Here is a 24263-nt window from a genome sequence, read left to right on the forward strand (position 1 = left end):
CGGCTCGGTCGTGCGGTGCGCCGGTTCTCTGACAGTTCCCGGTTTTCAGTACGCCGCCACCGCCTGCGCAGCGGCCACCGTGGCGACGATTCGCTGCCCGGCACGCTCGACCTTGGAGATGCTCAGGTCCTCGTTCAGCACGTAGGCCGTCTTGCCGTCGCGCGTGAACACGATGGCCTGGCGCGGCTGCTTGAAGCCGGCGATGGTGGCGACCACCTTCAACGTGGCCACGTCGATCACCGACACCGTGTTGTCGGCCAAGTTGCCCGAGTAGACGAAGCGGCCGTCGGGCGTGAGCGCGGCGCCGTAGGGGTCGCGGCCCACCGGCACGGTGCCGGTGACGCGGCGCGCGGCGATGTCCACCACCGCGATGTCGTTGCTGCCGCTGTTGGCCGCAAACAGGGTCTTGCCGTCGGCGGTGACGGAGATGGCGCGGATCTTGTTGAAGCCGGTGATCTCGCCCTCGATCTTGTCGGTCTGCGTGTCGACGATGGTCACCTTGTCGCCCAGGAAGTTGGTGACGTAGAGCTTCGCGCCGTCCGGGCTCAGGCGCACGCCCTGGCGCGGCTGCGCAAAGCCGGTGATCACCGCCTTGGCCTGCCCGCTGGCGGTGTCCAGTCGCGTCACCGTGCTGCTGGCCTGGTTGTTGACATACAGCGCGCTGCCGTCCTTGCTGAGCGCGGTGCCGAAGGCGCCGGGGCCGGCCGCCAGCGTCGACGCGGTGGCCAGCGGCTTGAGCGTGGTGGTGTCCAGGCGCGTCACCGTGCCCAGGCTGCTGTCGGAGACATAGAAGCTCTTGCCGTCGGGCGCGAACACGATGTTGCGCGGCGTGACGTAGCCGCGCAGCACACCGCGCACGGCACCGGTGGCCAGGTCGTAGACGATGACGTCCGGGCGCTCGCTGTAAGACACCACGGCGGTGGCCTCGTCGGGGCTCAGCGCCAGCGAGTTGTTGCGGATCTGGCCGTCGAAGGTGACGCGGGCCGGGGTGGCTTCGGCGCCGTTGGCGGCGTTGGCGGGCACGCTGGCGGCGACGAGGACGAAGGTGCTGCACCAGGCCAGCGCGGTGGTGCGGAAGAAGGTATTCATGGGATGTCTTTCGGAGAGTGTTGAGAAAAGAGGGAAAGGCTTGCTGTGGTGGACGAGGAGAGCCCGTGGTTTATTCCGTCGGGCCGTGAATTCGAGGCTTCAGCCGAGCAGGGCCGGTACCCAGCGGTTGATCAAGGCACCGCCGACGATGAGCCAGCCGAACAGGATCAGCGCCAGCAACAGCGGCTTGGCACCGGCCTTGCGGATGGCGCCGATGTGCGTGGACAGGCCGAGTGCGGCCATGGCCATGGCCAGCAGCGCGGTGTCGATCTCGGTGGTCACCGCCACCACCGAGGCCGGCAGCCACTGCAGCGAGTTGAACAACACCACCGCGACGAAGCCGAAGGCGAACCAGGGCACGGCGAGCTTGCCTGGGGCCTGGCCCGTGGCGGCGGAAGTGTGGGCGTGGCGTTTGTCGTCACGTGCCAGCCAGGCCGACAACATCACCAGGAACGGCGCCAGCATCATCACCCGCACCATCTTCGCGATGACGGCCGAGTTGGCCGCGTCCGGGCCCACCGAACGCGCCGCGGCCACCACCTGGGCTACCTCGTGGATGGTCGAGCCGGCGTAGATGCCGAAGCCGTTGGCGCCACCCGGAATCAGCGCCCAGTGCTGGTTCAGCTCGAACAGCGCCGGGTACAGAAAGATCGCCAGAGTGCCGAACACCACCACCGTGGCCACCGCCACCGTTACCTGCTCGGCGCGCGCCTTGACCACCGGTTCGGCAGCCATCACCGCGGCGGCGCCGCAGATGGAACTGCCGGCGCCGATCAGCATCGCCGTCTTGCGGTCCAGGCCCAACCAGCGCGTGCCGATGAAGCAGGCCAGCGCGAAGGTCGAGCCCAGCACCAGCGCGTCGATGGCGACGCCGGCGATGCCGACGTGGCCGATGTCCTGCACCGTCAGCCGCAGGCCGTACAGCACGACCCCCAGGCGCAGCAGGTTCTGCTTGGACACGTTGACGCCGGCACCGCTGGCCGCGGCCAGGCGCGGCACCAGCGGATAGACCGTGTTGCCCACCAGCATGCCCAACACGATGGCCAGCGTCAGCGCACTGAAGCCGTGGTCCTGCAGCCAGCCGATGTGGCCCAGCGCGATGCCGGTCGCGGCCAGGGCGCCGCTCAAGGCCAGGCCGGGCAGCAGGGCTGCCAACTGCAAGCGCAACCGCGCTGCCCGGTGGCCGGCTGACGGGCCAGGGCTGGCTTGTGAGGTCGACAGCGCGTGCATCACGCCAGCACCCAGATCAAGGCGATGCCGGCGCACAGCAGCACGGCCGCCATCGGCACTGCGACCGGCATCCAGCGCAGCACCTGCGGGTCGATGCTGCTGTCGGCGGCCAAGGTGGTCGAGACGGCATGGGCCACGTCGCGGGTCGGCCCCATGAAGCCCGCCACTGGCCGCCGGGCAGCAACCCATTGAAGGGCATGCAGCGCCTGTGGGGCCAGCGGGCCGGGTGCTGCGGGGCGTGGGGTTGTTCGTTCAAGGGTCAGCATGTCGGGCTCCAGATGCCGGTGGTGGCGCGGCGGGCCGCCGCCCCGTGATCGAGCGGCCAGGCAAATTTAGAGCTTGGCAATCAACCCGTCCAACGGGTTGTATGACTAAGATGTACCTGCGAAATCGATAACAAAGGCAATCACCGTGGACGTGCTTCGACTCACCCTGCGTCAGCTGCAGATTTTTGTCGCCGTGGCGCGCAGCGGCAGCACCACGGCGGCCAGCGCTGAGATAGCGCTGTCGCAATCGGCCACCAGTTCGGCCGTCAACGAGCTGGAACGCCTGCTGTCGCTGCGCCTGTTCGACCGCGCCGGCAAACGCCTGCTGTTGAACGACAACGGCCGCGCGCTGTTGCCGCGGGCTTTGGCTTTGCTCGACGGCGCCGCAGGCATCGAGCAGATGTCGCGCGACGGCAGCGCGCAGGCGCAGTCGCTGCGCATCGGCGCCAGCACGACGATTGGCAACTACGTGTTGCCCAAGCTGCTCGCTGGCTTCATGGGGGCACAGCAGCCCGGCAGCGCCGCCGCCTGGCGGTCGAAGGTCGTTATCGGGAACACCGCCGCCATCTGCGATGCCGTGACCGCTTTCGAACTCGACGTGGGGCTGATCGAGGGGCCCAGCCACCAGCCGGAGCTGGTGATCACCCCCTGGCTGCAAGACGAGATGGTGGTCGTGGCTGCGCCCGACAGTGCGCTGGCCCAGTCAAGCCGGGCGGGCGATCGCATTCCCCTGCGCACGCTGCGTGAGGCGGTCTGGCTGGTTCGCGAAACGGGCTCTGGCACGCGCGAGGCCACCGACCAGAGCTTGCTGCCCCACCTGCGTTCTTACCGGCGCAGCATCGAGCTAGGCAGTTCGGAGGCCATCCAGCGTGCCGCTCAGGAAGGGTTGGGGGTGGCTTGCCTGTCCGCCTGGGTAGTGAACGATGCGCTGGAGGCTGGACGTCTGTGCCGCGTCTCCACGACATTGCCGCGGCAGCTTCGGCAATGTCATCTGGTTGTGCATCGTGAGAAGCAGTCGACGCCCGCGTTGCTGGCGTTCATCGCCCAGGCAGATGCGACTGCTGGGGCTGCCCGCTAACGTCCCGGCCCCGCTTCGCATGTCGAAGGTTCAGCCCTCGGCGACACGCGATTACCCTTCAGCTAGGCGCCGACGCCCGCTCCGCCCACCTGCCCATTGATCGAAGCTTTGATGCAATGAGCTGGTCTGGGTAATCGACGTCCGCTTCCGGACGCACCACCCAACGGCTGCTTGTGGCCGACACCAGCAACACGGCAACTACAACAATTCGTCCAATTTCCTGGCCTGACTTTCAAAGTCTTCACGACGCCGCTCTTTGAACGTCTGGAGGTTTGCCAGCTTCCAACGGAGGGCCGGCAGTTCTGCCGCATGTGGGCAGGCGAGCAATGACCAGTCGGGTTTTGCTTGTGCCAGGCCGCTCAAAAACTGCCTTTGCGCAGCAGTCAAGCGCTGAGGCAACTCTCTGCGCAATCGGTCTCTGGCAGCCGAAAGTGTTTCCAGGGTGACGTGCTCCGTTGTCATGCCAACGAAGTTGTTGTGGTACTCCGCCTCAATGTCTTTTTCATTCCCGAACAGCACCTCATGTGTTGGTCGGTTGTGCCCGGCCAGGTACGTCACAAAGCATTCAACCGCAGCATCCGTGAACCCGCCTGATTCGAACATCTGCCACACGTCGAACAAGTCCCGTGGATGCTGACGATCCATGGCTGCCACCAACTTGCTGCCATAGAGTTCCGCCGTGGCCAACACTGGCAACGCCACTTCCACACTGAACATGTCAGCTGTCTTGGGCATCAGGGGGCGCCTCTCAACCGGCAACACCGTGCCTCTGAACACCACGTTGACCTCGACCTTCACCTGACTGTCGTCGTTCTCGATCAGGAGTTTGGTCTCAGCAAGGTCTTTGCTTCGTACCTTGCGTGCGTTCAGCCCCAACTTGGTCGCCCTGGCTGCAATGGCCTCCATTTCAATCGCGATTTCGTTGAGGGCTTGCTCTCGCGGGGTGTCCCATGGCGTGTAGACCACGTCGATGTCAACGGATAGGCGTGGCATGTCCATCACGAAGAGGTTGATGGCCGTGCCGCCCTTCATCGCAAAGATATCGTTGGCAAATACATCGGGTGCCACCTTCAGGAGGAGGCGCACAGTATCCGCGTAGACCTTATCCATGAGGTTTGAGTGTCAACAAACTGCCGTCCTTCATGCGCGACATCCAGCGCTTGTCGCTCCCTACAGGCAGCGTGTAGCGTTGCAAGAATTCGTCCACATCCACCAGGCCCGTTTCGCGAGACCAGGCCAGAAACAGTCGCACAGTTTTGACACTCGTACAGCACGCCAACAAGTGGCCCAGCATGTCTTTGCGCAAGTTCCGCACGCCGTCAAACAGGTTGCGCGCCTCTTCCAGACTCTGACGCGTACCGACGTCATAGAGCATTTCCAACAGCGCGCGCTCCGGCGCCGACACCAGCAAGCCAAGCGGCAGTCCCGGTGGCGTGATAAGGCTTTTCTTAGGCAAGCCCTCGTCCGCCCACTCAAACAAGCGCGCCGACGCATACCGTGCCGGAAATCGGGATGTGAACCAGTCTGGCACGGCGAAACGCACATCACCCCACAGCACCCACTGCTCTCGTGTCGAGAGGTTGTGCCTGACCCCTTGCAAAGCCAGCGCCGTCTTGCCGCCCACATGCAGACCCGTCACCCTGCTCTGGAGCAGTTTGATCGAACCATGTACGTTCACGTCATCGCCCGGGAAGGCATAGACACCCTGCGCAAGCCGTAGCAGCCACCCGCTTTCAACGTAGTGGGCCGCCAGCGTGGGGGAAATGCCCAGGCGTTCCAACTCGGCCAGCCCGAAGGGGGCACCACGGGGCATGTCCGACTGAAGCCGCTTGAGCAAAGAGTGTCTTTGATTTCCAGCCATGCCATAAAAATATCACAAATTCCAATCAACCAGAAAAAATTGATTGAATCTGGCACCAAAAATTAAACAAGGCTTAACTTTTCCCACGACATCAAGGCAATGCAGATACCAACAACATCCGCCCTCCCGCCGATCCACCGCACATCAAGCAACCGATCTCAGGGCAACAGGCGTCGCTTTGCTACCTGCGATCCAGCCGTCCACCATATCTCCCCAACTTTGCAACATGGCCCGCCGCTGCTCCGCGTATTCCGCCTTGTTGTAGACGGCCCGCACCCCTTTTTGCTCATGCGCCAGGCACTTCTCGATCCAGTCGGAGTTGAAGCCAGCCTCGTGCAGCAGTGTTGATGCCGTCCGGCGAAGGTCATGCACGCAGAAGTGAGGAAGATCCACTCCGTCCTTCTGAGCCTTTTCCACCGCCGCCGTGATCACACGGTTGAGCGTTGCTTCGCTCATCGGCTTGTCGGTCTCATACCGACCGGGGAGCAGATAAGGGCTGCTTCCAGCACAGGTTTTGAGGCCCACCAGCAGATCGATTGCCTGGCTGCTGAGATAGACCACGTGCGCCCGTCTGGCCTTCATGCGCTCCGGCGGAATCGTCCAGGTGGCCGCATCAAAGTCCACCTCTTTCCAGGTCGCCAGCAACAACTCGCCCTTGCGGCACATGGTCAGCAAGATGAACTTCACCGCCAGTTTCAGCGTGGGCAAGGTCCCGAGAGTGTCCAGCGCTGAAAAGAACCGATGGATCTCACTTGGCGTCAAAGCACGCTCCCTGGGTTTGAAGGTGGCAATCGCCGACGCCTTCACCGCCTCAGCGGGATTCTCGATCTTGAGGCCTCGGGACTTGGCGTGCCGGTACACCTGCTGGATGACCTCGCGCGCATGAACCGCTGTAGCCGGGGCTCCCCGTGCCTTGATCTTCTCGCACAGCGCCAGCACCTGACTGGAGGTGATTTCTTCCAGCTTGCGCTTACCGAACTTGGGCAGCACATCACGATCCAGGATGCTCTTGCGCATCGCCGCCGTGCTGTCTGCCAGCCCGCCGTTGCGCAACCAGATGTCGGCAAAGGACTCGAAGGTGCCTGACTCTTGGCACTCCTTCCTCGTTTCAGACTTGACCCGCGCCGGTGACTCACCCCGGCTGACCATGTTCTTGGCCCTGGCCAGCAGGTCGCGGGCATCCGCCAGCGAAAGCGGATCGCCGTAGGTGATGTCCTCGGGCGCCCGCTTGGGTTGCGACGCCTGGAACTCATCGTATTGCCCCACGGTCAGCGTCTCGCGCCGTCCCCCCAGTCGATAGTCGTAGCGAAATGTCAGCGTTCCCTTGAGGGAGACGACGACGTACAAACCGTCGCGGTCCGCCACCTTGTAGACCTTGTCGGCGGCCTTGAGGTTCTTGAGTTTGGTATCGGTCAGTGCCATTGGGTAACCCCTTTCGTACCTTGCATCACTTACCGTCAGAGCATCAAGACGGTAAACAATCAAAGATCAATCGACTAAAAAAATCAACCGTCTTCTTTACCGACAAAAAACTCGGGATGTCATGGAACCTCATGGGACGTCAAAAACAAAAAAGCCCTTGAAGATCAAGGGCTTAAATGAAATTTTGGGACGTTCTGGGACGCCGTGAGGCGCTCTCAAATCATTCCCACTCGATCGTGGCAGGCGGCTTGGAGCTCACGTCGTAGGTCACGCGGTTGATGCCGCGCACTTCGTTGATGATGCGGCCTGACGTGCGCTTGAGCATGCTGTAGGGCAGCTCGGCCCAGTCGGCCGTCATGAAGTCAGACGTTTGCACGGCACGCAGGGCCACGACGTAATCGTAGGTGCGGCCATCGCCCATCACGCCCACGCTCTTGACCGGCAGGAACACGGTGAAGGCCTGGCTGGTGAGGTCGTACCAGCTCTTGCCGGTGGCCGGATCGATGGTGTTGCGCAGCTCTTCGATGAAGATGGCGTCGGCACGGCGCAGCAGGTCGGCGTACTCCTTCTTCACCTCGCCCAGGATGCGCACGCCCAGGCCCGGGCCTGGGAAGGGATGGCGGTAGACCATCTCGGGCGGCAGGCCCAGGGCCACGCCCAGTTCACGCACCTCGTCCTTGAACAGCTCGCGCAGGGGCTCCAGCAGCTTCAGGCCCAGTTGCTCAGGCAGGCCACCCACGTTGTGGTGGCTCTTGATGGTGGTGGCTTTCTTGGTTTTGGTGCCACCGCTTTCCACCACGTCGGGGTAGATGGTGCCCTGGGCCAAAAAGGTGGCACCCTTCACGCCGTTGCCGGCCGCCTTGAGCTTCTCGGCCTCGGCCTTGAACACGTCCACAAACAGGCCGCCGATGATCTTGCGCTTGCGCTCGGGGTCGGTCACGCCAGCGAGCTGGCCCAGGAACAGCTCGGACGCATCCACACGAATCACCTTGGCGTGCAGCTTGCCCTCGAACATGTCCATGACCATGTCGCCCTCATTAAGGCGCAGCAGGCCGTGGTCCACGAACACGCAGGTCAGCTGGTCGCCGATGGCGCGGTGGATCAGGGCGGCCGCCACGCTTGAATCCACACCACCCGACAGGCCCAGGATGACTTCTTCGTCGCCCACCTGCTCGCGGATCTTGGCCACGGCTTCTTCGATGTAGTTGCCCATGATCCAGTCGCCCTGGCAGCCGGCGATGTCGCGCACGAAGCGGTTGAGCATGGCCTGGCCCTGCACGGTGTGCGTGACCTCAGGGTGGAACTGCACGGCGTAGTAGCCCTTGTCTTCGTTGGCCATGCCCGCGATCGGGCAGCTGGGCGTCGAGGCCATCAGCTTGAAGCCCTCAGGCAGCTTGGTGACCTTGTCGCCGTGGCTCATCCACACCTTCAGCATGCCGTGGCCTTCGGCGGTGGTGAAGTCGGCGATGCCGTCCAGCAGCTTGGTATGGCCATGCGCGCGCACCTCGGCGTAGCCGAACTCGCGGGTGTCAGACCAGCTCACTTCACCGCCCAATTGCACGGCCATGGTCTGCATGCCGTAGCAGATGCCCAGCACCGGCACGCCCAGGTCCCACACGGCTTGTGGCGCGCGCAGCTGATGGTCTTCGTAGGTGCTGGCGTGGCTGCCCGACAAAATCACTCCCTTGGGCGCGAACGACTTGATGAAGTCGTCAGACACATCGTTTGGGTGGATTTCGCAATAGACGTGGGCCTCGCGCACGCGACGTGCGATCAGTTGGGTGACCTGGGAGCCGAAATCAAGGATGAGGATCTTGTCATGCATGATGGTTCAACGCGATGAGGCGCTCACGGAAGGATCAATAGAGGTGCTGATGGGCCGCGCCGGCTGGCGCACATGGCGCCACACCAGCAATGCCGCACAGAGTTGCAGGACCGCACACAGGTAATACGGGGCACCGATGCGCCAATCACCTTGCGGCAGGTGACCCACCCACACCAGCATCGAGGGGCCCACCACGGGGGCGATGGCCGCCATCAGGCTGTTGACGGCCGCCACGGCGCCCATGGTCTGGCCTTGAACATGTGGCGCGGCAGAATTGGAGATCAAGCTTTGCATGGCGGGCTGCGCCGTGAAGCCCAACAGGTTGAGGCCGACGATGGCGAACATCATCCAGCCCTCCCAGGCCACCCCCCAACCCAGGTAACAAACCGCCGATGAAATCAGTCCGGCGATGGCCAGCCGACGCGCGCCAAAGGACAGGGTCAATCGGCCCATCAGACCACCCTGCACGATCACCGACATGAGGCCGACCGCAAACAGAGACAGGCCGTTTTCCAGCGGCCCCCAACCAAATTTCATTTGGGTGTACAGCACCCAGGTGGTGTGCAAGGTGAACTGCGCCAGGCCCGACAGCGCCAGAATCAGCACCAAGGGCCCCATGCCTTCGAGCTTGTTGAGCGACTTGAACGACGTCAGCGGTGAGGCCTTGGTCCAGCTCAGCGGGCTGCGACGCTCTTTGGGCAGTGATTCGGGCAGCACAAAGTAGCCGTACAGGCCGTTGAGCACGGTCAGCGTGCCCGCCACGAAAAACGGCAGGTGGATGTCAATGGCACCCAGCACCCCGCCCAGGATGGGCCCCAACATGAAGCCCACGCCGAACATGGCGCCCAGCATGCCGAAGTGCTTGGCACGGGTTTCAGGGGTGGAGACGTCGGCGGCATAGGCGTTGGCCACCGCAATGTTGGCCTGCATGGCGCCCGACACCAGGCGAACCGCCACCAGCATCCACAAGGCCGTGGCCATGGCGGTGGTGAACAGGCTGATGGACAGCCCCGTCATGCCGATGAGCAACACAGGTCGGCGGCCGAAACGATCGGACAAGGCGCCCAGCAATGGCGAGCACAGAAAGTTGGCCACACCAAACGCCAGCGTGACCAGGCGGTAAGCCTCTGCCTGCTCGGTTTGAGACTGTGTGAAGGTGCCCACCAGGGCAGGCAGCACCGGGATGATCAGCCCGATGGCGATCATGTCCAGCACCACGGTGATCATGATGAAGCGCATGGCCGCGACGCGACCACCACCCTGGGAGGTTGACGGTGTGCTGGGAACGGTGCTGGGCTTCATCTTAAAAACACCAACGCCCGGCCAGAGGCCGGGCGCAGAACGTGACCGGCAGAGGCGGTCATTCCATGCGGTAGTTCGGGGCTTCCTTGGTGATCTGCACGTCGTGCACGTGGCTTTCACGGATGCCCGCCGCCGTGATCTGCACGAACTCGGCCTTGTTGCGCATGTCGTCCACCGTGGCACAACCGCAGTAGCCCATCGAGGCCCGCAAGCCACCTGCCATCTGGTAAATGATCGTCAGCACCGAACCCTTGTAAGGCACACGACCTTCGATGCCCTCAGGCACGAGCTTGTCGGCATTGGGGTTGGTGGTCTCGTCGTTTTCCTGGAAGTAGCGGTCGGCCGAACCCGCCTTCATGGCGCCGATCGAGCCCATGCCGCGGTAACTCTTGTAGCTGCGACCCTGGTACAGGATGACCTCACCCGGCGCCTCTTCGGTGCCCGCAAACAGGCCACCCATCATCACACTGCCCGCGCCGGCGGCGATGGCCTTGGAGATGTCGCCCGAATAGCGGATGCCGCCGTCAGCGATGAGCGGCACACCAGTGCCTTGCAAGGCCGTGGCCACGTTGTCGATGGCGGTGATCTGAGGCACGCCCACACCGGCAATGATGCGGGTGGTGCAGATGGACCCCGGGCCAATGCCCACTTTCACGGCGTCGGCACCGGCCTCGGCCAGGGCAAGTGCGGCCGCGCCCGTGGCGATGTTGCCCCCGATCACGTCCACCTGAGGGAAGTTTTTCTTGACCCAGCGCACGCGCTCGATCACGCCATGGCTGTGTCCGTGGGCCGTGTCGACCACGATGGCATCGACGCCGGCCTTGACCAGCAGTTCGACGCGCTCTTCGGTGCCCTCGCCCACGCCCACGGCCGCGCCCACGCGCAGCTTGCCGTGGGGGTCACGTGCGGCGTTGGGGAAGTTGGTCTGCTTGTTGATGTCCTTGACAGTGACCAGGCCGCACAGTTCGTTGGCGTCGTTGACGACCACCACGCGCTCCAGCTTGTGCTGGTGCATCAAGGCCTTGGCCTCCGCTGGCGAGGCGCTTTCGTGCACCACGATCAGACGCTCACGGGGGGTCATGATCTCGCGCACAGGAACATCCAGGCGGGTCTCGAAACGCAGGTCGCGGCCCGTGACGATGCCCACCACCTTGCCTTCGTCCACCACGGGGAAGCCGGAAATGCCGTGCTGCTTGGACAGCTCGATCACGTCGCGCACTTTCACGCCCGACGAAATGGTGATCGGGTCGCGCAACACGCCAGATTCATAGCGCTTGACGCGCGCGACTTCTGCGGCCTGCTGCTGAGGCGTCAGGTTTTTGTGGATGATGCCGATGCCGCCCTCCTGGGCAATGGCAATGGCCAGACGCGACTCGGTGACCGTGTCCATGGCGGCAGACACCAGGGGCAGGTTGAGGCGGATGTTTCGGGTGAATTGGGTGGCCAGTGAGGTGTCGCGGGGCAACACTTGAGAGTAAGCTGGCACCAGCAGCACGTCGTCGAACGTGAGGGCTTTTCCAAGCAGGCGCATGAACGGGCTCCAGACGCAAAAGCGGATTATACGCGGAGTCCCGAGCGCTGTCCGTTCATGCGGTTTGCCACGCTCTAGGGATAAAAACCAAGTCGAAACAAGGCCGCAAAAGACATGAGCTTGGCTACACTGCACCGTATGAAACGCGCGCACCCTCATCGGCTGAGCACCGTCGTCCTGCCCCTGGCCTGGCTGGTCTTGGGTTTGGTGGCAACGCCTCAGGCCCAGGCCCAGTGGAAGTGGCGTGACGCCAGTGGCGTTGTGCAGTACAGCGATCGTCCGCCGCCGCCGGGCACGCCTGAGCAGTCCATCCTGTCACGACCCAGCAACGCGCGCAAAGCGCCACCGCCCGCTGCTGCGGCGTCGGCCCCGACCGAGACCGCCGAGCAAAAGCAGGCCGCCGACCTCGACGCCCGCAAGCGCAAGGCTGAAGAGGATGAGAAAGCGCGCCTTGAAGCCCAGAAAAAGGCCGAAGAGGAACGTGTGGCCAAGGTGCGGGCAGAAAACTGCGAACGCGCCCGCTCGTACATGCGCTCGCTCAACGACGGCATCCGCATCGCCAAAGTGAACGCCAACGGCGAGCGAGAGGTGCTGGACGACAGCGCCCGCGCCGCAGAGCAACGTCGCACGCAAGAGCTCATCACGAGCGAGTGCCGCTGAGCCGTTCCGTGTCAGGGCACTCAGCCCGTCGTCTCTGGTTTGGCCTTGGGGCGGTGAAAGCCTTTGGGCAGCTTCTCGCCTTGGGCACGGTAGCGTACCCGGCGGGCCTCTTTGGGGTCGGCGGTCAGTGAGCGCAGCAGTTCGACACGGTCACCTTCCCGCACGGGATGATCCCAGCCCACTTTGCGCCCCCAGATGGCAATCGCCCAAGCACCTTGCTTGACGCCGCGCGCTTGCTCATCTTGAATCACGCTGGCGTCCAGCCCGGGCACCTGGCCCAGCCAGCCCGTGGCTTCGATGGCCTGCCCTGCCGTGCTGCCCGGGGGCAGGTGCACAACAAGCGACATCACGCTGCGTGGCGCCGGCGCCACCCAGCACTCGATCTTCAGCGTTTCAGCGGGGGCCATGAACCTGCTCGGCCCGCTTCACGAAGGCTTCGACAAAGGTGTTGGCGATGCGATCAAACACGGGGCTGACCACCATCGACAAGGTGCGGCTGGCGAACGCATATTGCAGCGAAAACTCCACCTTGCACGCTGGAGCATCCAAGGGGTCGGCGCTGGGCTCCACTCCAGGCTTTTGCAGGGGCAAGAAGCGCCAGGTGCCTTCAAGTTGAGAGAAGGGGCCGTCCACCAGGGCCATGTGCAGGCTGCGCCCTTCTTCGTGGGTGTTGCGGGTGGTGAAAGCCTGATGCACACCCGCAAAGGCGATGTGCAGCCGAGCCGTCACGCCATCGGGATGCTGCTGCAACACCTCGGCGCGCTCACACCAGGGGAGAAATTGGGGGTAGTCTTGTACCCCGGTGACCAGCCCATACATTTCGCGGGGCGAGTACCAGAGCAAGACAGACTTTTGAACGTGCTTCATAGAATGTCGTTATTTTAAGGAAGCCCCGGCCTCTCATGAGCATCGCAGAAAATCGAAAAGCCCATTTCAACTATCACCTCGAGGAGCGCTACGAAGCCGGGGTGGTGCTGGAGGGCTGGGAGGTGAAGGCCATCCGCGAGGGCCAGGTGCAGATGACCGACGGCTACGTGGTGATCAAGAACGGTGAGTTGTACCTGATCGGGCTGCGCATCAACGCGCTGCGGTCGGCCTCGACCCACATCACGCCCGAGGCCGACCGCACCAAAAAGCTCTTGATGCACAAGGCCGAGATCCGCCGCCTGGTTGGCAAGATCGAGCAAAAAGGCTACACCCTGGTGCCCTTGAACCTGCACTGGAAAGGTGGCCGCGTGAAAGCCGAGATCGCCCTGGCCAAGGGCAAGGCCGAGCACGACAAGCGCAACACCGTGAAAGAACGCGAGTGGGAGCGTGAAAAGGGACGCCTGATGAGACACAAAGTCTCATCCAGTCCGAAGGACTGAGCGTGCAGCGTGGCGGCCGTTTCGCTAAAAGGGCCGCCTGATGAGACACAAAGTCTCATCGAGCGGCAAGGACTGAGGCGCCCCTTACTTCGAAACGCACGGCGTCCAGCACCTGTGCGCCCCGGCGCAACTCCAAACGGTGTCGGCCGGGCATGGGCAGCCACGGCAGGGGCTGGGACGCGGCGCCGAGCTTGCGCCCATTGAGCCACCAGTGTGCCGGGGGGCCGCCGCCTGGCAGCGTGGCTTGAAGGTGCAATCGCTGGGCTTGTGGCGGGATGTCGGGGTCCAGCGCCAGGATCGCGCCGTCGGCAGGCGAGCGAATCGCGCGACCAGGCCGGAGGGGTGCCGCAGACGCGGGCGCGCCCAGATGCCAGCGTGCCTGTGCGGTGCCCTGCACAAACACCTCGGTGCGATCGGGTTCGTCAAGGGGCTGGCCTGGATGCTCGTAGGTGATGGCTTGGCGAACCACCCCCGCAGGCAGCCGAGGGGGTTGCGAGGGCTGCCCCTCGTGCAAGGCGCGCACCAGAGCGGCCCACACAGGCGCCGCCCCTGACACGCCACTGACGTTGCGCATGGGTGCGCCGCTGGCGTTGCCAACCCAAACCCCCACGGTGTAGCGGCTGGTGTAACCCACACACCAGTTGTCGCGCATGTCTTTGCTGGTGCCGGTTTTGACCGCGGCAAAGCCCCGGGTGGCCAAGACGCTGTCAAGGCCAAACGTGATGGCTCTGGCCGCGTTGTCAGCCAGGATGTCGGTCACGAGGTAGGCGGCCGCGGCCGACAAGGCGATGTGGCTTGGGCTTGGCGCTGAGGCCGACTCTGGCTGCCACCAGGCACGCACGGGTGTCCAGCGCCCACCCTGGGCCAAGGCGCGGTAGGCGTTGGTGAGGGCCAGCAGGCTGACCTCGGCGCTGCCCAGTGCCAGCCCGGGGCCGTAATGGCTGCCCGGGTGTTGCAGGCCCAGCCCGAAGTCGTTCAGTCGCCGGGCCAGCAGATCAGGCCCCAGCAAAGCGCCAGCCCTCACGGCGGGCACGTTCAGGCTGTTGCCCAGTGCCGTGCGCACGCTGACCCAGCCCCGGAAGCGGCGATCGTAGTTTTGCGGAATGTACAGACCCGCCCCTGTGGGCAACTGCACGGGGGCGTCGTTCAGCAGGCTGGCCGGCGTCAGCAGGCGGCGCTCAAAGGCCACGCCATACAACAAGGGCTTCAGCGTCGAGCCGGGCTGACGCCGTGCCAGCACGGCATCCACGGCCGACGCCGACGACAAGCCACCACTGCTGCCCACCCAGGCCAGCACGTCGCCACTGGCATTGTCCAGCACCAGCACGGCGCCGTCTTCCACCTGCTGCCGATGCAGCTCAACCAGGTGGCGGTGCAGCAGACTGTGGGCCTGGCTCTGCACTCGCGCATCCAGGCTGGTGCGGGCCGTGGTCGCTGCGCCACCTGTCGGGCGCCCATCCAGGGCCCATCGTGCAAAGTGCGACGCCATCTGGGTGCCCAGCATGGGCGCCCCCTTTTGCGACAAAGCCTGTGCGGCCAGCAAGTCCAGGCCCTCACAGGTGCGCTGTTGCAGGCGCAGCACCTGGCAGGCCCGGCGAGACACGACAGCGATGCTGGCGTTGGGCCCACGCACCAGCGCAGCGGCGATCGCCGCCTCTTGGGCATCCAACCCTGAGGGATGCTTGCGAAACAGGGTCTCTGTGAGCGCAGGCAATCCCACCAACTCACCCCTGAAAGGCACCAGGTTGAGGTAGGCCTCCAAAATATCGCTCTTGCGCCATCGGGCCTCCAGCTGGCGTGCGCCCCAGGCCTGCGCCACTTTCTGGGACCAGTTGCGGCCGCCGCCCGGACGCGCTGCCTGCTGGTCCAGCAAGCCGGCAAGCTGCATGGTCACGGTCGAGGCGCCACGTGTGCGCTCATTGATCAGATTGGCCCAGGCACTGGCGGCCACGGCCTGCCAGTCCACCCCGCTGTGCTGCCAGAACCGCTGGTCCTCAGACAGGATGATGGCCGTGCGCATGGCGGGAGACACGTCCTCCAGGGCGACCCACGGCAAGCGCCTCACTGTGTGGTCAACCCGAATGCTCTGGATGGGCTCACCTCGACGGTCCAGCAGCACCAGATCGCTGGGCTGATGCGCGCCACGCACCTGCGCCAGCGTGGGGTAAGCCGCATGGGCCACAGCGGGCCATCCCAGGCACCAGCACAGCCAGCAAAGCAGCCGGCGCGAAAGCACCTGCCAGGCGCTCAAGGTGCCACCTCCACCGGGCTGTTGGGCAGCTCGGCAAAGGTGTCGGGCGCGTACATGGCCTCGGCACGGCTGGGCGGCAACAGGTAGCGGCCCGGGTTGTTCAGGCGCACGGTGTAGCTCATGACATGCCGCCCCTTGGGCAGCATGTCGAAGTAGGCGCGCCAGGCCGAAAAGCTGCGCTCGATGAACACCGGCATGGCCCCCTGGGCTGCTTGACGCTCGCCAGCACTGGCCAGGGCGCTGTCGCGGCCCAAACCACTGCCCAGCACCGTGGCGCCGCCCGGCACGGGGTCTTGCACCGCCACCCAATTCATGTCGGCCTGCGCCTCAAGCACCAATGTCACGCGCAACAAGGTGCCTCGTGCATACGGCTGCAGGGCCTGGATGGGATGCCCAGTGGCATCCACCGGGGTGATGGTTTTGTGAAGACGATAACCCGCATGCAACGGTGCCTGCAATGGCACGGCCGCCAGGGTCTGTACCGCCACCCACGGGCGACCTTGGCCTTGATGCCGCCACTCCAAGGCCACAGGCGCTGCTGACGCGGCCCCCGCTGGCCAGGGCAAGGTCCACGGTGCCGGTGTGGCCTGTGACGAGGCCCAGTCCCATTCACGACGTGCGTCTCCAAAGGTCACGGCACTTCGCCCCTTCACCGCTGTGGCTTCAAAGCGGGCGGCGAACCCCTGCACAGCCAGCACGCCCCATAAATTGGCGGGTGTGGTCAGCCATGCGCCGCCACGCTGTCGCGCCAAGGCCCCCTGTAACAACCCGGGCAAATCGTCGCGCCAGTCAGGCCTGTCCATCACCGCCAGAAGCAGGCGCACGGCATTGGCGTCTGGCGAATCCATGGTCCACCACCAAAAGTCATCTGCCTCGGTGGCAAAACGCAGCATCGTGCCGCCCTGAATCAGGCGCGAGCGCAGCAGTTGCTCGGCTTCGGCCAGTCTCTGCGCCTGTTGAGGCACGCCCTGCAGGCGCTGCAAGATGCTCACCCAGTGGATCAGGGCAGACGTTGGCCATGTTTGAGGCGCGATGTGAACCGTGTCCAGCCAGCGCGCTTCGGCACGGCCATGACGGGCCAAGGCGTCGATGGCGGCCAGGCGTCGCACGTCGTTGACCAGGCCCCGCGAGCGACCGCCCGGCGTCCAAAGCTCACGCCGGATTTCCCCACGGACGAACGCCGACAGGCCTGACAACATGGCATCGCGGGCCTGAAGGGGCCATTCGCGCCCGGCCTGGTGCGTCACGCTCAGCAGGTGGGCGGTCAGCACATCCGATCCGCCCTGCCCCAAGCCATTGCCCGTCGGCGGGAAATAGGCGGCCAGGCCGTCATCATCAAGGTACGAAGGCAACTGTGCCGCCACGGCGTCCCAGAGCGTGGCATCACCCGTCGTCATGGCCAGGCCGAGGCCCCTGGCCACTTTCTGCTCCAGGCACGCAAAGGGGTAGTGCTCAAAATAACGTTGCACCCCCGGCAAGGCCCCCGCCAAGCTGGCATGCAAGCTGACGCGCACACCACCCAACGCGGTGGCTGGGCTGCTCGGGGCGGCCAGGGCGCCGGCCGGTGGCGCAGCGCGCATGAGGGGCAGCTGCGCGTTGGCGCCGTCTGCGCCAGGCGGTGCCTGCACCAGCGCGGCTTGCCACACCCGCAACGGCACCGCCGGCTCAACGGTCTGTTGTACGGTCACGGCGTCGCGCAACGGGGTGCCACCGTGGTCTGTGGTCTCTGCCGATGCACGCCACGCGATGCCGGTGGCACCTGTGGGTACCTGCACCGCCCATCGAAGCTCTTGCGCGCTGCCTGGCTGGAGGGTGACGCGCTGCGGCGGTGGCGCCAAGGTGCGCACCCCGGCCGCCACGTCACCGCGTGTGCTGCCGCTCAGCGCCACCGTGAGCGATCGCGCCTGCGTCGTGGTGTTGCGCACGGTCACCAGGGCCTCAAAACGGTCGCCTTCGCGCACCAGGGGTGGCAGGCCCGGCAGCACCTGCAGATCCTGGGTGACCCGAATCTCGGCCTGACCGGTGCCAAAGCGTTGCAGCCCGGATGAGGCCACCGCGACCAAACGGAATCGTGTCAGTGCATCATTGATGGGCACGTCCACCACGGCCTCGCCCTGGGCATTCAGCGGCACATCACCTTGCCACAGGAGCAAGGTGTCCAGCAGCTCTCGCGTGGCGCCACCGCCACCGCCGCCCCCAGGGGCCACAGCCTTGCGCCCGTAGTGGCGGCGGCCCACCACTTCACTGTTCGCGGTGCTGGTTTCAACGCCCCAGGCGCGCTCCTGCAGCAGCCCTTCCAGCAGGTTCCATGAGGGGTTGGGCGACAAGGCCAGCAGCCCGTCATCCACCGCCGCGAAGGCCACCGAGCCCTGCACGGGACGGCCCTGGTGTGTCACGCGGATGCGGGTGCGGGCGGTATCGCGCACACCGTACACCCCCTTGTCGGGCCGCACCTCCACCTTCAAGGTGTGTTCTGCACGGCCGATGCGCAAGGCGGCCACACCCAACTTGTACGCTGGTCGGGACAGGTCAACCATCGCGGTGGGGGCCTTGTAACTGCGGCCCTCATACCAGAAGGCGCGAGCCCACTCCACGGGTGAGCGCCAACCCCACGTGAAGAAGCTGTACCAGGGCACCTCCCGCAATCGGCCCCGCAGTGCCATCACGCTGACGTACACATTGGGCGCCCAGCTTTGCGCAAGCTCGTCCCCGTGGCCGGCTTTCGGAATGGGCACCTCGATCACGGGGGCATCACCTTGCAACTTCATCACGCGCGTATCGATGACTCCTTCACGCTCGACGGCCACCAGCACCGTGGCTTGTCTGAAGGGCATGCGCACTTGCAATCGGGCGGTCTGGCCTGGCTCGTAGGCTGGTTGCTCGGGCAACACGTCCATGCGGTCGTCGTTGTCTTGTGCAAACCAAAGCTCGCCTTGGTCCGTGATCCACACGGTGGTGGCGGCCTCTGCCATTCGCTGGTGGCTGTCTTTGGCGCGGGCCACCAGTTCCACCTCGCCGGCCTGTTTCAAGCGGGTCTCGCACCACAGCAGGCCACGGGCATCGGTCTGCCCGTCACAGACCGTGCCCAGGTTTTTCACCTCGGTGCGGTTGTCATACGCATAAAAGCCGCCCACGATGCGCTTGCGGTGACTGAAATGCTGCAGCAGGCGCGCCTCCACGGCCACACGCTGGCCCCGCAGCGGCTTGCCTGCGGTGCTCAAGGCCGCCACCTGAAAACGCACCAGGCTGGCATCGTCTCCCGTGCCGCCGGCCCAACGGCTGCTGGTCAAGCCCAGCACCACGTCGCTGGGCCACACCGGCACGGTGGTGGCCACCGTCTGCACCTCACCATTCGGGTCGGCAAAGCTCAGTTCGGCATGCACTTCCCCGGGGCGCTGAGCTTGGCGCCAATCGGGCAATGAGGCCAACGACACGCGGGCCAGCCCCTGGCGGTCGGTCACCACGCCCACGGCCTTGGCCAGCACGCGCTCACCACCAGAGGCCAGCTCGGCCTCGTGGTCGTCCATGCCGTTGTCATCCCCATCGCTGCCCGGCATGGTGTGATCGGGCTGAATGCGCCGCGGCGACTCGAAGCTGAAGGATTCGTACTCAGCGAAACGCGGGGTGCGCTCTCGCCAGATGGCCGTGACCTGGCCCGCCGCCTGCTGCATGGCGCCGCCCGACAGGTGGCGCAACTGAATGGACAAAGGCAACGAGGCTGGCGCCACCTGCACAGCCTGCGGCGGCACAAGACGCGCATCAACCAGCGGCACCCTGAACTCTTCGACCCTGAAAGTGCCCGAGGCCCAACTGCGACGGTCTTGCACACCGCTGTCGGCGGGGCGGTTCGACGAGGCGATCACCGGCCCTTCCAGGCTCACCTCATACACCCCCAGTTGGGCCTGCGGAGGTATGGTCCAGCGCGACAAGGCATGCAGTCCGGCCTGAGGGCGCGCCTCCCAGCGCAGCGGCATGGTGATCTCGGTGCCCGAGCCCTGGTGCACGATCTTCAGTGTGTCCGGCCATTGCGCAGGCGGCACCCCCTTGAGGCCCAGGCGGTGCTCGATGCGCACAAAATGCTTCATCGAGACGGTTTCGCCGGCGCGAAACAGGCTGCGGTCGAACACGGTGTGGGCACGCACGCCGTCGTGACCCCAGTCGGATTCCGGTGACTGCGTGGGGTGCTGGAATCGCCAGGGCTCGATGCCCTTTTGCCAGTCACTGAAGACGAACGCGACATCGGTCTGCCCCTGGTAAGGGCCACTGCGAAGGGTGTGACGGGCCATCACGAAAAGGCCATCGTCCACCGTGCATTGGCTGCGCTCCACCGCCAGCGGGCTTCCCACGTGCGCCAAGCCATCGCCGTCAGTGCGGCCATGCCACAGCCGCGTGCCGCGGCAATCGTGCACCGCCACCTCTGCGTCCTTCACGGGTTGGCCCTTGTCCAGGCTGGTGACCCACACCAAGGCGTTGTCGCGCCCGAGCTTGAAGTGCACCGACAGGTTGGTCACCAACACCCCGGTTCGCACGTACATGGGACCGGCCTGTGGCAGCAACGCAGCCCCCAAACGGGGCGACTCCAGCTCGACCACGTGGTAACCCGGGCCAGCCAACGGAATGCCCACCACTTCAAAAGGTCGGGGATCACCGGGGGGTGAACGCGGCACCTGCAACTGCTTCACACCGCCTGCCGCCCCGCCCGCACCCGCCAGCAATGACAACTCGCGCGTGGCGATCCATCGCTCACGCTGCACCTTGCGGGGACGAGCCTGCGGCTCGCCATCGTCCTCGTGCACCGTCACCCACTCGGTCCATTCCGCCTTGGGTCGCCCGAGTTCGCGCGCGGACAACTGAGACTCATGGTATCGACGCACCTGCCTCATCCACGTCAGGATGTCGGCAGCACTGTGCAGCGTCTTGCTGCGCACGGGCAAGGCCTGTTCAACTTGTCGCACCGTGACCGGCAACAGCGGCGGCTGACCTGGCTCGGCATGCAGCTCGATCACCCCAAAAGGTGCTGCCGCAAACTTGGCCAGCGGCGGCATGTCGCCAGTGGTCACACTCAGCGGGAAAGCCCCGGCATTGGCCAGCGGGCGGCCTGCATCGTCAACCAGGCCCTGGGGCAGGCTCAAGGTGTAGCGGGTGTCGGGCTGGAACGGCGGCGCAAAGACCAACTCGTGCACCAGGGCCTCAGGCGTCGAGCCGACCGAATCGGGCTGAACCGGCATGAGGGCGGCCCCGTTGGGCGGCTGCAGGCGCACCTGTTGCACCCACGACCGCGGAACAGGGGCGCTGAAACGCAGACTCAAGGGACGCACCGGCAGGCACGGTTTGTCGGCGCGTTCACGCTCACATGACAACTCGGCCGTGAAGATGGGCTGAACGGTGTAGTCAAACACCTGCGCATCACGCGTGATGGCCTCGGGCATGGCCTTGGCGGCAATGCCTGCGCCCCAGACCAGCTTGACTTGTGCATCAGGGGGCAACGGGCGCTGGCAGGCCAGGACCAGCGCCTGGGCCGCTTCTGCAGCCGGGATGCGGCGGGCTTTGAGCACCGCCTCACGCTCGGCGCCAAGGATCAGGCGCACAGGCAGGCGCTCACCCAGCCCTTCCACCAGGCAGTGCGCACGTGCAGCCACCGATGGCAGATCAGGAACGCCGGTCAAGCGCAACAAGAAGGCCTGGTGCTCTTCAATCTGCCCGCCGCTCGGCTCCACCCGACGCACGGCCGGCCCACCGGTCTGAAACCCGAAGTTGGCCGCGCCCGGGCGACGGCCCTGCAACACGCAGCGCACGCCTGGCGGCACCTGGGCGTCAAAGTCATGCACCCAGGTGCGTGGATTGACCCATCGGCCCTGCCCCGACGGCACGGGCCCCGTGCACGTCAGATCATAGGGCGCCGGGGCACGGGGATCGCCCGCAGGCACGGCGGGCTGCGCAAAGCGAACCGACACCTGCTGCACCAGTCCCACCACACCTTTGGGCGAGGCCTGTTGCACCACCACCGGGGCATCGGCGCCCCACTGGGTCGCCGCCACAGGCATGGCACTGAGGGCCACCAACCATGCCGCCCCCATGGATTGCAGGCGGGGCCGCTTGACCATCATCCTTAACGCGCGCAGCATGAAATTCCCTGTGGTTGACGGTGCCCGAGACGGCACCTCGAAGTGGCTTTGACGCCGACTTCGAGTCTAATTGTCGCCCCTCATCCCCTGACTGGTGAAAAGGTAACAACACTGTCAGCCAAACATCCCTATAGTGCGGGTACGTTCCCGTACCGGAGGTCTCATGACTGCTGCAGCCCACGCTTCCCGCCACGACCAACACGTGCCCATCGTGCCCCGCGAAAAGCTGGACTTTGGCCTGGATGGCGACATCCCACGCTACTGGATGGACAACGATCCCTTCAAGACGCGCTTTTTTGATGCCATGTCGACCCTGTTCCCGCAGGGCGAAAAATTCTTCATCACCAGCGTGCGCGAGTTCAAGGACGAAGTCACCGATCCGCAACTCCAGCAAGAAGTGCGCGACTTCACGCGTCAAGAAGCCCAGCACAGCATGATCCACCGGCAGTTCAACGACCGGCTCGCCGCGCAGGGGGTGGACATCGATTACATCAACCGGGAGCTGGAGCAGCATTTCTTCGAGCGGCTGCCCAAGTTCACCAGCCGCTACCAGCGTCTGGCAGCCACCGCAGCGCTGGAGCACTTGACGGCCATGATGTGCACCTGCTTCTTCGAACGCCGGGAACTGCTGGAGACCAGTGACCCCCGCGTTCGCGCCATGTATGCGTGGCACGCGATCGAAGAGGTGGAGCACAAGGCCGTGGCCTATGACGTGCTGACCAAGGCTGCCAAGGTGTCTTACCCGCGACGGGTGTTGTCGATGATGATCGTGACGTTTGGCTTTCCGTTCACAGTGGCCACGATCATGAACCACATGTTCAAGGTGGACGGCTTCAGCTTCCTGGAGCGCATGAAGCTGTGGGCCAAGGGGCTGTGGTGGTTCTACAAGCCAGGCGGCCTGTTCCCGCCCACGCTGGGCTACTACTTCGCGTATTACAAGCCTGGCTTCCACCCCTGGAAGGTCAAAGAAATGCCCAGCTATGGCACGTGGCTGGAAACCTACCAGGCCACGGGCGACGCCATCGCAGCCGGCAACGCCCTGCACGCGGCGGGACGCTGAGCCTGCGACAGCGGCCGGTCAAAGGTGGTTGAAGGCCTGGTTCAGGTCGTTCATCAGGTCATCGGGCGATTCCAGCCCGATGGCCAGGCGCACCACCGTGCCCTCACGGCCGGCCAGGGCACCAAACTGGCGCATGCCCTTGAGCGCGTAGGGCATCACCAGGCTCATGGGGCCACCCCATGAATAGCCGATCTTGAACAGCTTGAGCGCATCAACCATGGCGTGGACGCGGGCGGTGGGATAGCGGCTGGCATCGAACACCATCGACACCAGGCCACCAGCAGCCGTGCAGTGTTCAGCCCAGTGCGCATGCCCTGGTGACCCTGGCAAGGCCGGGTGCAGCACCTGGGCCAGTTCGGCGCGCTGCGTCAGCCACTGTGCCACCTGCCGGGTGGCCGCGTCATGCGCGTGGTAGCGCAAGGCCATGCTGGGCAGGCCGCGCAAAATAGCCTCGGCATCGTTGGCCCCCACGCCCAGGCCCAGGCGCATGTGAGTGAGCTTCAAACGCTGGTGCAAGGCGTCGTCTCGGGTCACCACCGAGCCCATCAGCACATCGCCACCGCCGGATGGGTATTTGGTCAGGGCATGCACCGACACATCCACCCCCAGCTTGAACACATCGAAGGCCAGGCCGGCGCCCCAGGTGTTGTCCATGGCGACCACCAGGCCGGGCTGCTGTCGGGCCACCTGCATCAGGCCGCTGAGGTCCGGAAACTCCAGCGTGACCGAGCCCGCCGCCTCCAGCCACAGCAGGCGCGAGCGTTCGCTCAACACCGCCTGCAACGACGCGGCATCCAGCGGGTCATAAAAGCGGTGGGTGATGCCCCAATGCGCCAGCTCGCCCCGGGCCAGGTCTTTGCCCGGGCCATAAGCGTTGTCGGGCAGCAGCACTTCATCGCCCGCGCGCAGCAGGCCCATGTTCACCAGTGCCAGCGCCGACAGGCCCGACGGCGCCAGCAGCGTCTGCAGCCCACCTTCCAGCGTGGCCAGGCGTTCTTCCAGCGTGAAGGTGGTGGGTGTGCCGTGCAGGCCGTAGGTGTAGCCGCTCTTGTCCTTCCACTGCCGGGTGGCCAAAGCCGCCGTGTTCTCGAAGATCACGGTCGAGGCCTTGTGCACCCCCGGCACCACCGCGTCGAACCCGCCAGGGGCCCGGTACGGATGGTGGATGAGCTGGGTGGCCTTGTCAGCGGACATCA

Annotated in this window: 18 protein-coding genes; 4 read left to right on the plus strand and 14 right to left on the minus strand. The window is 65.1% G+C overall.

The window, feature by feature from the left end; translation table 11 throughout:
- Nucleotides 1-45: 45 nt before the first annotated feature.
- From WNB94_RS14860 to WNB94_RS14870, 3 genes are all read right to left on the minus strand, one after another.
- Complete coding sequence (locus tag WNB94_RS14860; protein ID WP_031943571.1) at nt 46-1089, minus strand: beta-propeller fold lactonase family protein; 1044 nt, start codon at nt 1087-1089, stop codon at nt 46-48.
- Between the two features lie 99 nt (nt 1090-1188).
- Entirely contained in the window at nt 1189-2319 is a 1131-nt protein-coding gene (locus tag WNB94_RS14865) for a YeiH family protein (RefSeq protein ID WP_230179413.1), read from the minus strand.
- Nucleotides 2319-2585: a hypothetical protein gene (locus WNB94_RS14870; RefSeq protein WP_031943569.1), complete on the minus strand. Its 267-nt coding sequence runs from the start codon at nt 2583-2585 to the stop codon at nt 2319-2321. Before WNB94_RS14870 ends, WNB94_RS14865 begins: the two co-directional genes overlap by 1 nt.
- Nucleotides 2586-2730: 145 nt before the next feature.
- Here WNB94_RS14870 and WNB94_RS14875 point away from each other — a divergent pair, with 145 nt between their 5' ends.
- Nucleotides 2731-3663: a LysR family transcriptional regulator gene (locus WNB94_RS14875; RefSeq protein ID WP_130966406.1), complete on the plus strand. Its 933-nt coding sequence runs from the start codon at nt 2731-2733 to the stop codon at nt 3661-3663.
- A 198-nt stretch (nt 3664-3861) separates the two neighbouring features.
- Here the strand turns inward: WNB94_RS14875 and WNB94_RS14880 are convergent, their stop codons facing one another.
- The 6 genes from WNB94_RS14880 to guaB all read right to left on the minus strand — a co-directional run bounded on the left by WNB94_RS14880 (nt 3862) and on the right by guaB (nt 11604).
- Nucleotides 3862-4773 (minus strand): nucleotidyl transferase AbiEii/AbiGii toxin family protein, encoded by a 912-nt coding sequence (locus WNB94_RS14880; protein ID WP_290871913.1) that lies wholly within the window; start codon nt 4771-4773, stop codon nt 3862-3864.
- Complete coding sequence (locus WNB94_RS14885; protein WP_290871910.1) at nt 4766-5524, minus strand: type IV toxin-antitoxin system AbiEi family antitoxin domain-containing protein; 759 nt, start codon at nt 5522-5524, stop codon at nt 4766-4768. The genes WNB94_RS14880 and WNB94_RS14885 overlap by 8 nt, the downstream gene beginning before the upstream one ends.
- A gap of 144 nt (nt 5525-5668) precedes the next feature.
- Nucleotides 5669-6946, minus strand: coding sequence for a tyrosine-type recombinase/integrase (locus WNB94_RS14890; protein ID WP_290871907.1), 1278 nt, complete (start codon nt 6944-6946; stop codon nt 5669-5671).
- A 220-nt stretch (nt 6947-7166) separates the two neighbouring features.
- The gene (guaA, locus tag WNB94_RS14895) at nt 7167-8771 is read right to left on the minus strand and encodes a glutamine-hydrolyzing GMP synthase (protein WP_341391169.1); all 1605 of its coding nucleotides are present in this window, start codon (nt 8769-8771) and stop codon (nt 7167-7169) included.
- Between the two features lie 6 nt (nt 8772-8777).
- Nucleotides 8778-10073 (minus strand): TCR/Tet family MFS transporter, encoded by a 1296-nt coding sequence (locus WNB94_RS14900; RefSeq protein WP_341391170.1) that lies wholly within the window; start codon nt 10071-10073, stop codon nt 8778-8780.
- Between the two features lie 58 nt (nt 10074-10131).
- Entirely contained in the window at nt 10132-11604 is a 1473-nt protein-coding gene (gene guaB, locus WNB94_RS14905; RefSeq protein WP_341391171.1) for an IMP dehydrogenase, read from the minus strand.
- A 138-nt stretch (nt 11605-11742) separates the two neighbouring features.
- On the opposite strand from guaB, the gene WNB94_RS14910 reads away from it, so the two are divergent.
- Nucleotides 11743-12264, plus strand: a complete 522-nt coding sequence (locus tag WNB94_RS14910; RefSeq protein ID WP_341391172.1) for a DUF4124 domain-containing protein — start codon at nt 11743-11745, stop codon at nt 12262-12264.
- A gap of 20 nt (nt 12265-12284) precedes the next feature.
- Here the strand turns inward: WNB94_RS14910 and WNB94_RS14915 are convergent, their stop codons facing one another.
- Both WNB94_RS14915 and WNB94_RS14920 read right to left on the minus strand, forming a co-directional pair.
- Nucleotides 12285-12671, minus strand: a complete 387-nt coding sequence (locus tag WNB94_RS14915) for an RnfH family protein (protein ID WP_341391173.1) — start codon at nt 12669-12671, stop codon at nt 12285-12287.
- Entirely contained in the window at nt 12658-13131 is a 474-nt protein-coding gene (locus WNB94_RS14920; RefSeq protein WP_341391174.1) for a type II toxin-antitoxin system RatA family toxin, read from the minus strand. The genes WNB94_RS14915 and WNB94_RS14920 overlap by 14 nt, the downstream gene beginning before the upstream one ends.
- A 35-nt stretch (nt 13132-13166) precedes the next feature.
- Here WNB94_RS14920 and smpB point away from each other — a divergent pair, with 35 nt between their 5' ends.
- Nucleotides 13167-13631, plus strand: a complete 465-nt coding sequence (gene smpB / locus WNB94_RS14925) for an SsrA-binding protein SmpB (RefSeq protein ID WP_341391175.1) — start codon at nt 13167-13169, stop codon at nt 13629-13631.
- A 55-nt stretch (nt 13632-13686) separates the two neighbouring features.
- Here the strand turns inward: smpB and pbpC are convergent, their stop codons facing one another.
- A complete protein-coding gene (gene pbpC / locus WNB94_RS14930) occupies nt 13687-15882 on the minus strand; it encodes a penicillin-binding protein 1C (RefSeq protein WP_341391176.1) in 2196 nt (731 codons plus the stop codon).
- Entirely contained in the window at nt 15879-22007 is a 6129-nt protein-coding gene (locus WNB94_RS14935) for an alpha-2-macroglobulin family protein (protein ID WP_341391177.1), read from the minus strand. Before WNB94_RS14935 ends, pbpC begins: the two co-directional genes overlap by 4 nt.
- A gap of 163 nt (nt 22008-22170) precedes the next feature.
- On the opposite strand from WNB94_RS14935, the gene WNB94_RS14940 reads away from it, so the two are divergent.
- Nucleotides 22171-23067 (plus strand): metal-dependent hydrolase, encoded by an 897-nt coding sequence (locus tag WNB94_RS14940; RefSeq protein WP_341391178.1) that lies wholly within the window; start codon nt 22171-22173, stop codon nt 23065-23067.
- Nucleotides 23068-23085: 18 nt separating this feature from the next.
- On the opposite strand, the gene WNB94_RS14945 is transcribed toward WNB94_RS14940, so the two are convergent.
- Nucleotides 23086-24261 (minus strand): PLP-dependent transferase, encoded by a 1176-nt coding sequence (locus WNB94_RS14945; protein WP_341391179.1) that lies wholly within the window; start codon nt 24259-24261, stop codon nt 23086-23088.
- Nucleotides 24262-24263: the final 2 nt, after the last annotated feature.

Source organism: Aquabacterium sp. A3 (genome assembly GCF_038069945.1).
Classification (GTDB): Bacteria; Pseudomonadota; Gammaproteobacteria; order Burkholderiales; family Burkholderiaceae_C; genus Aquabacterium.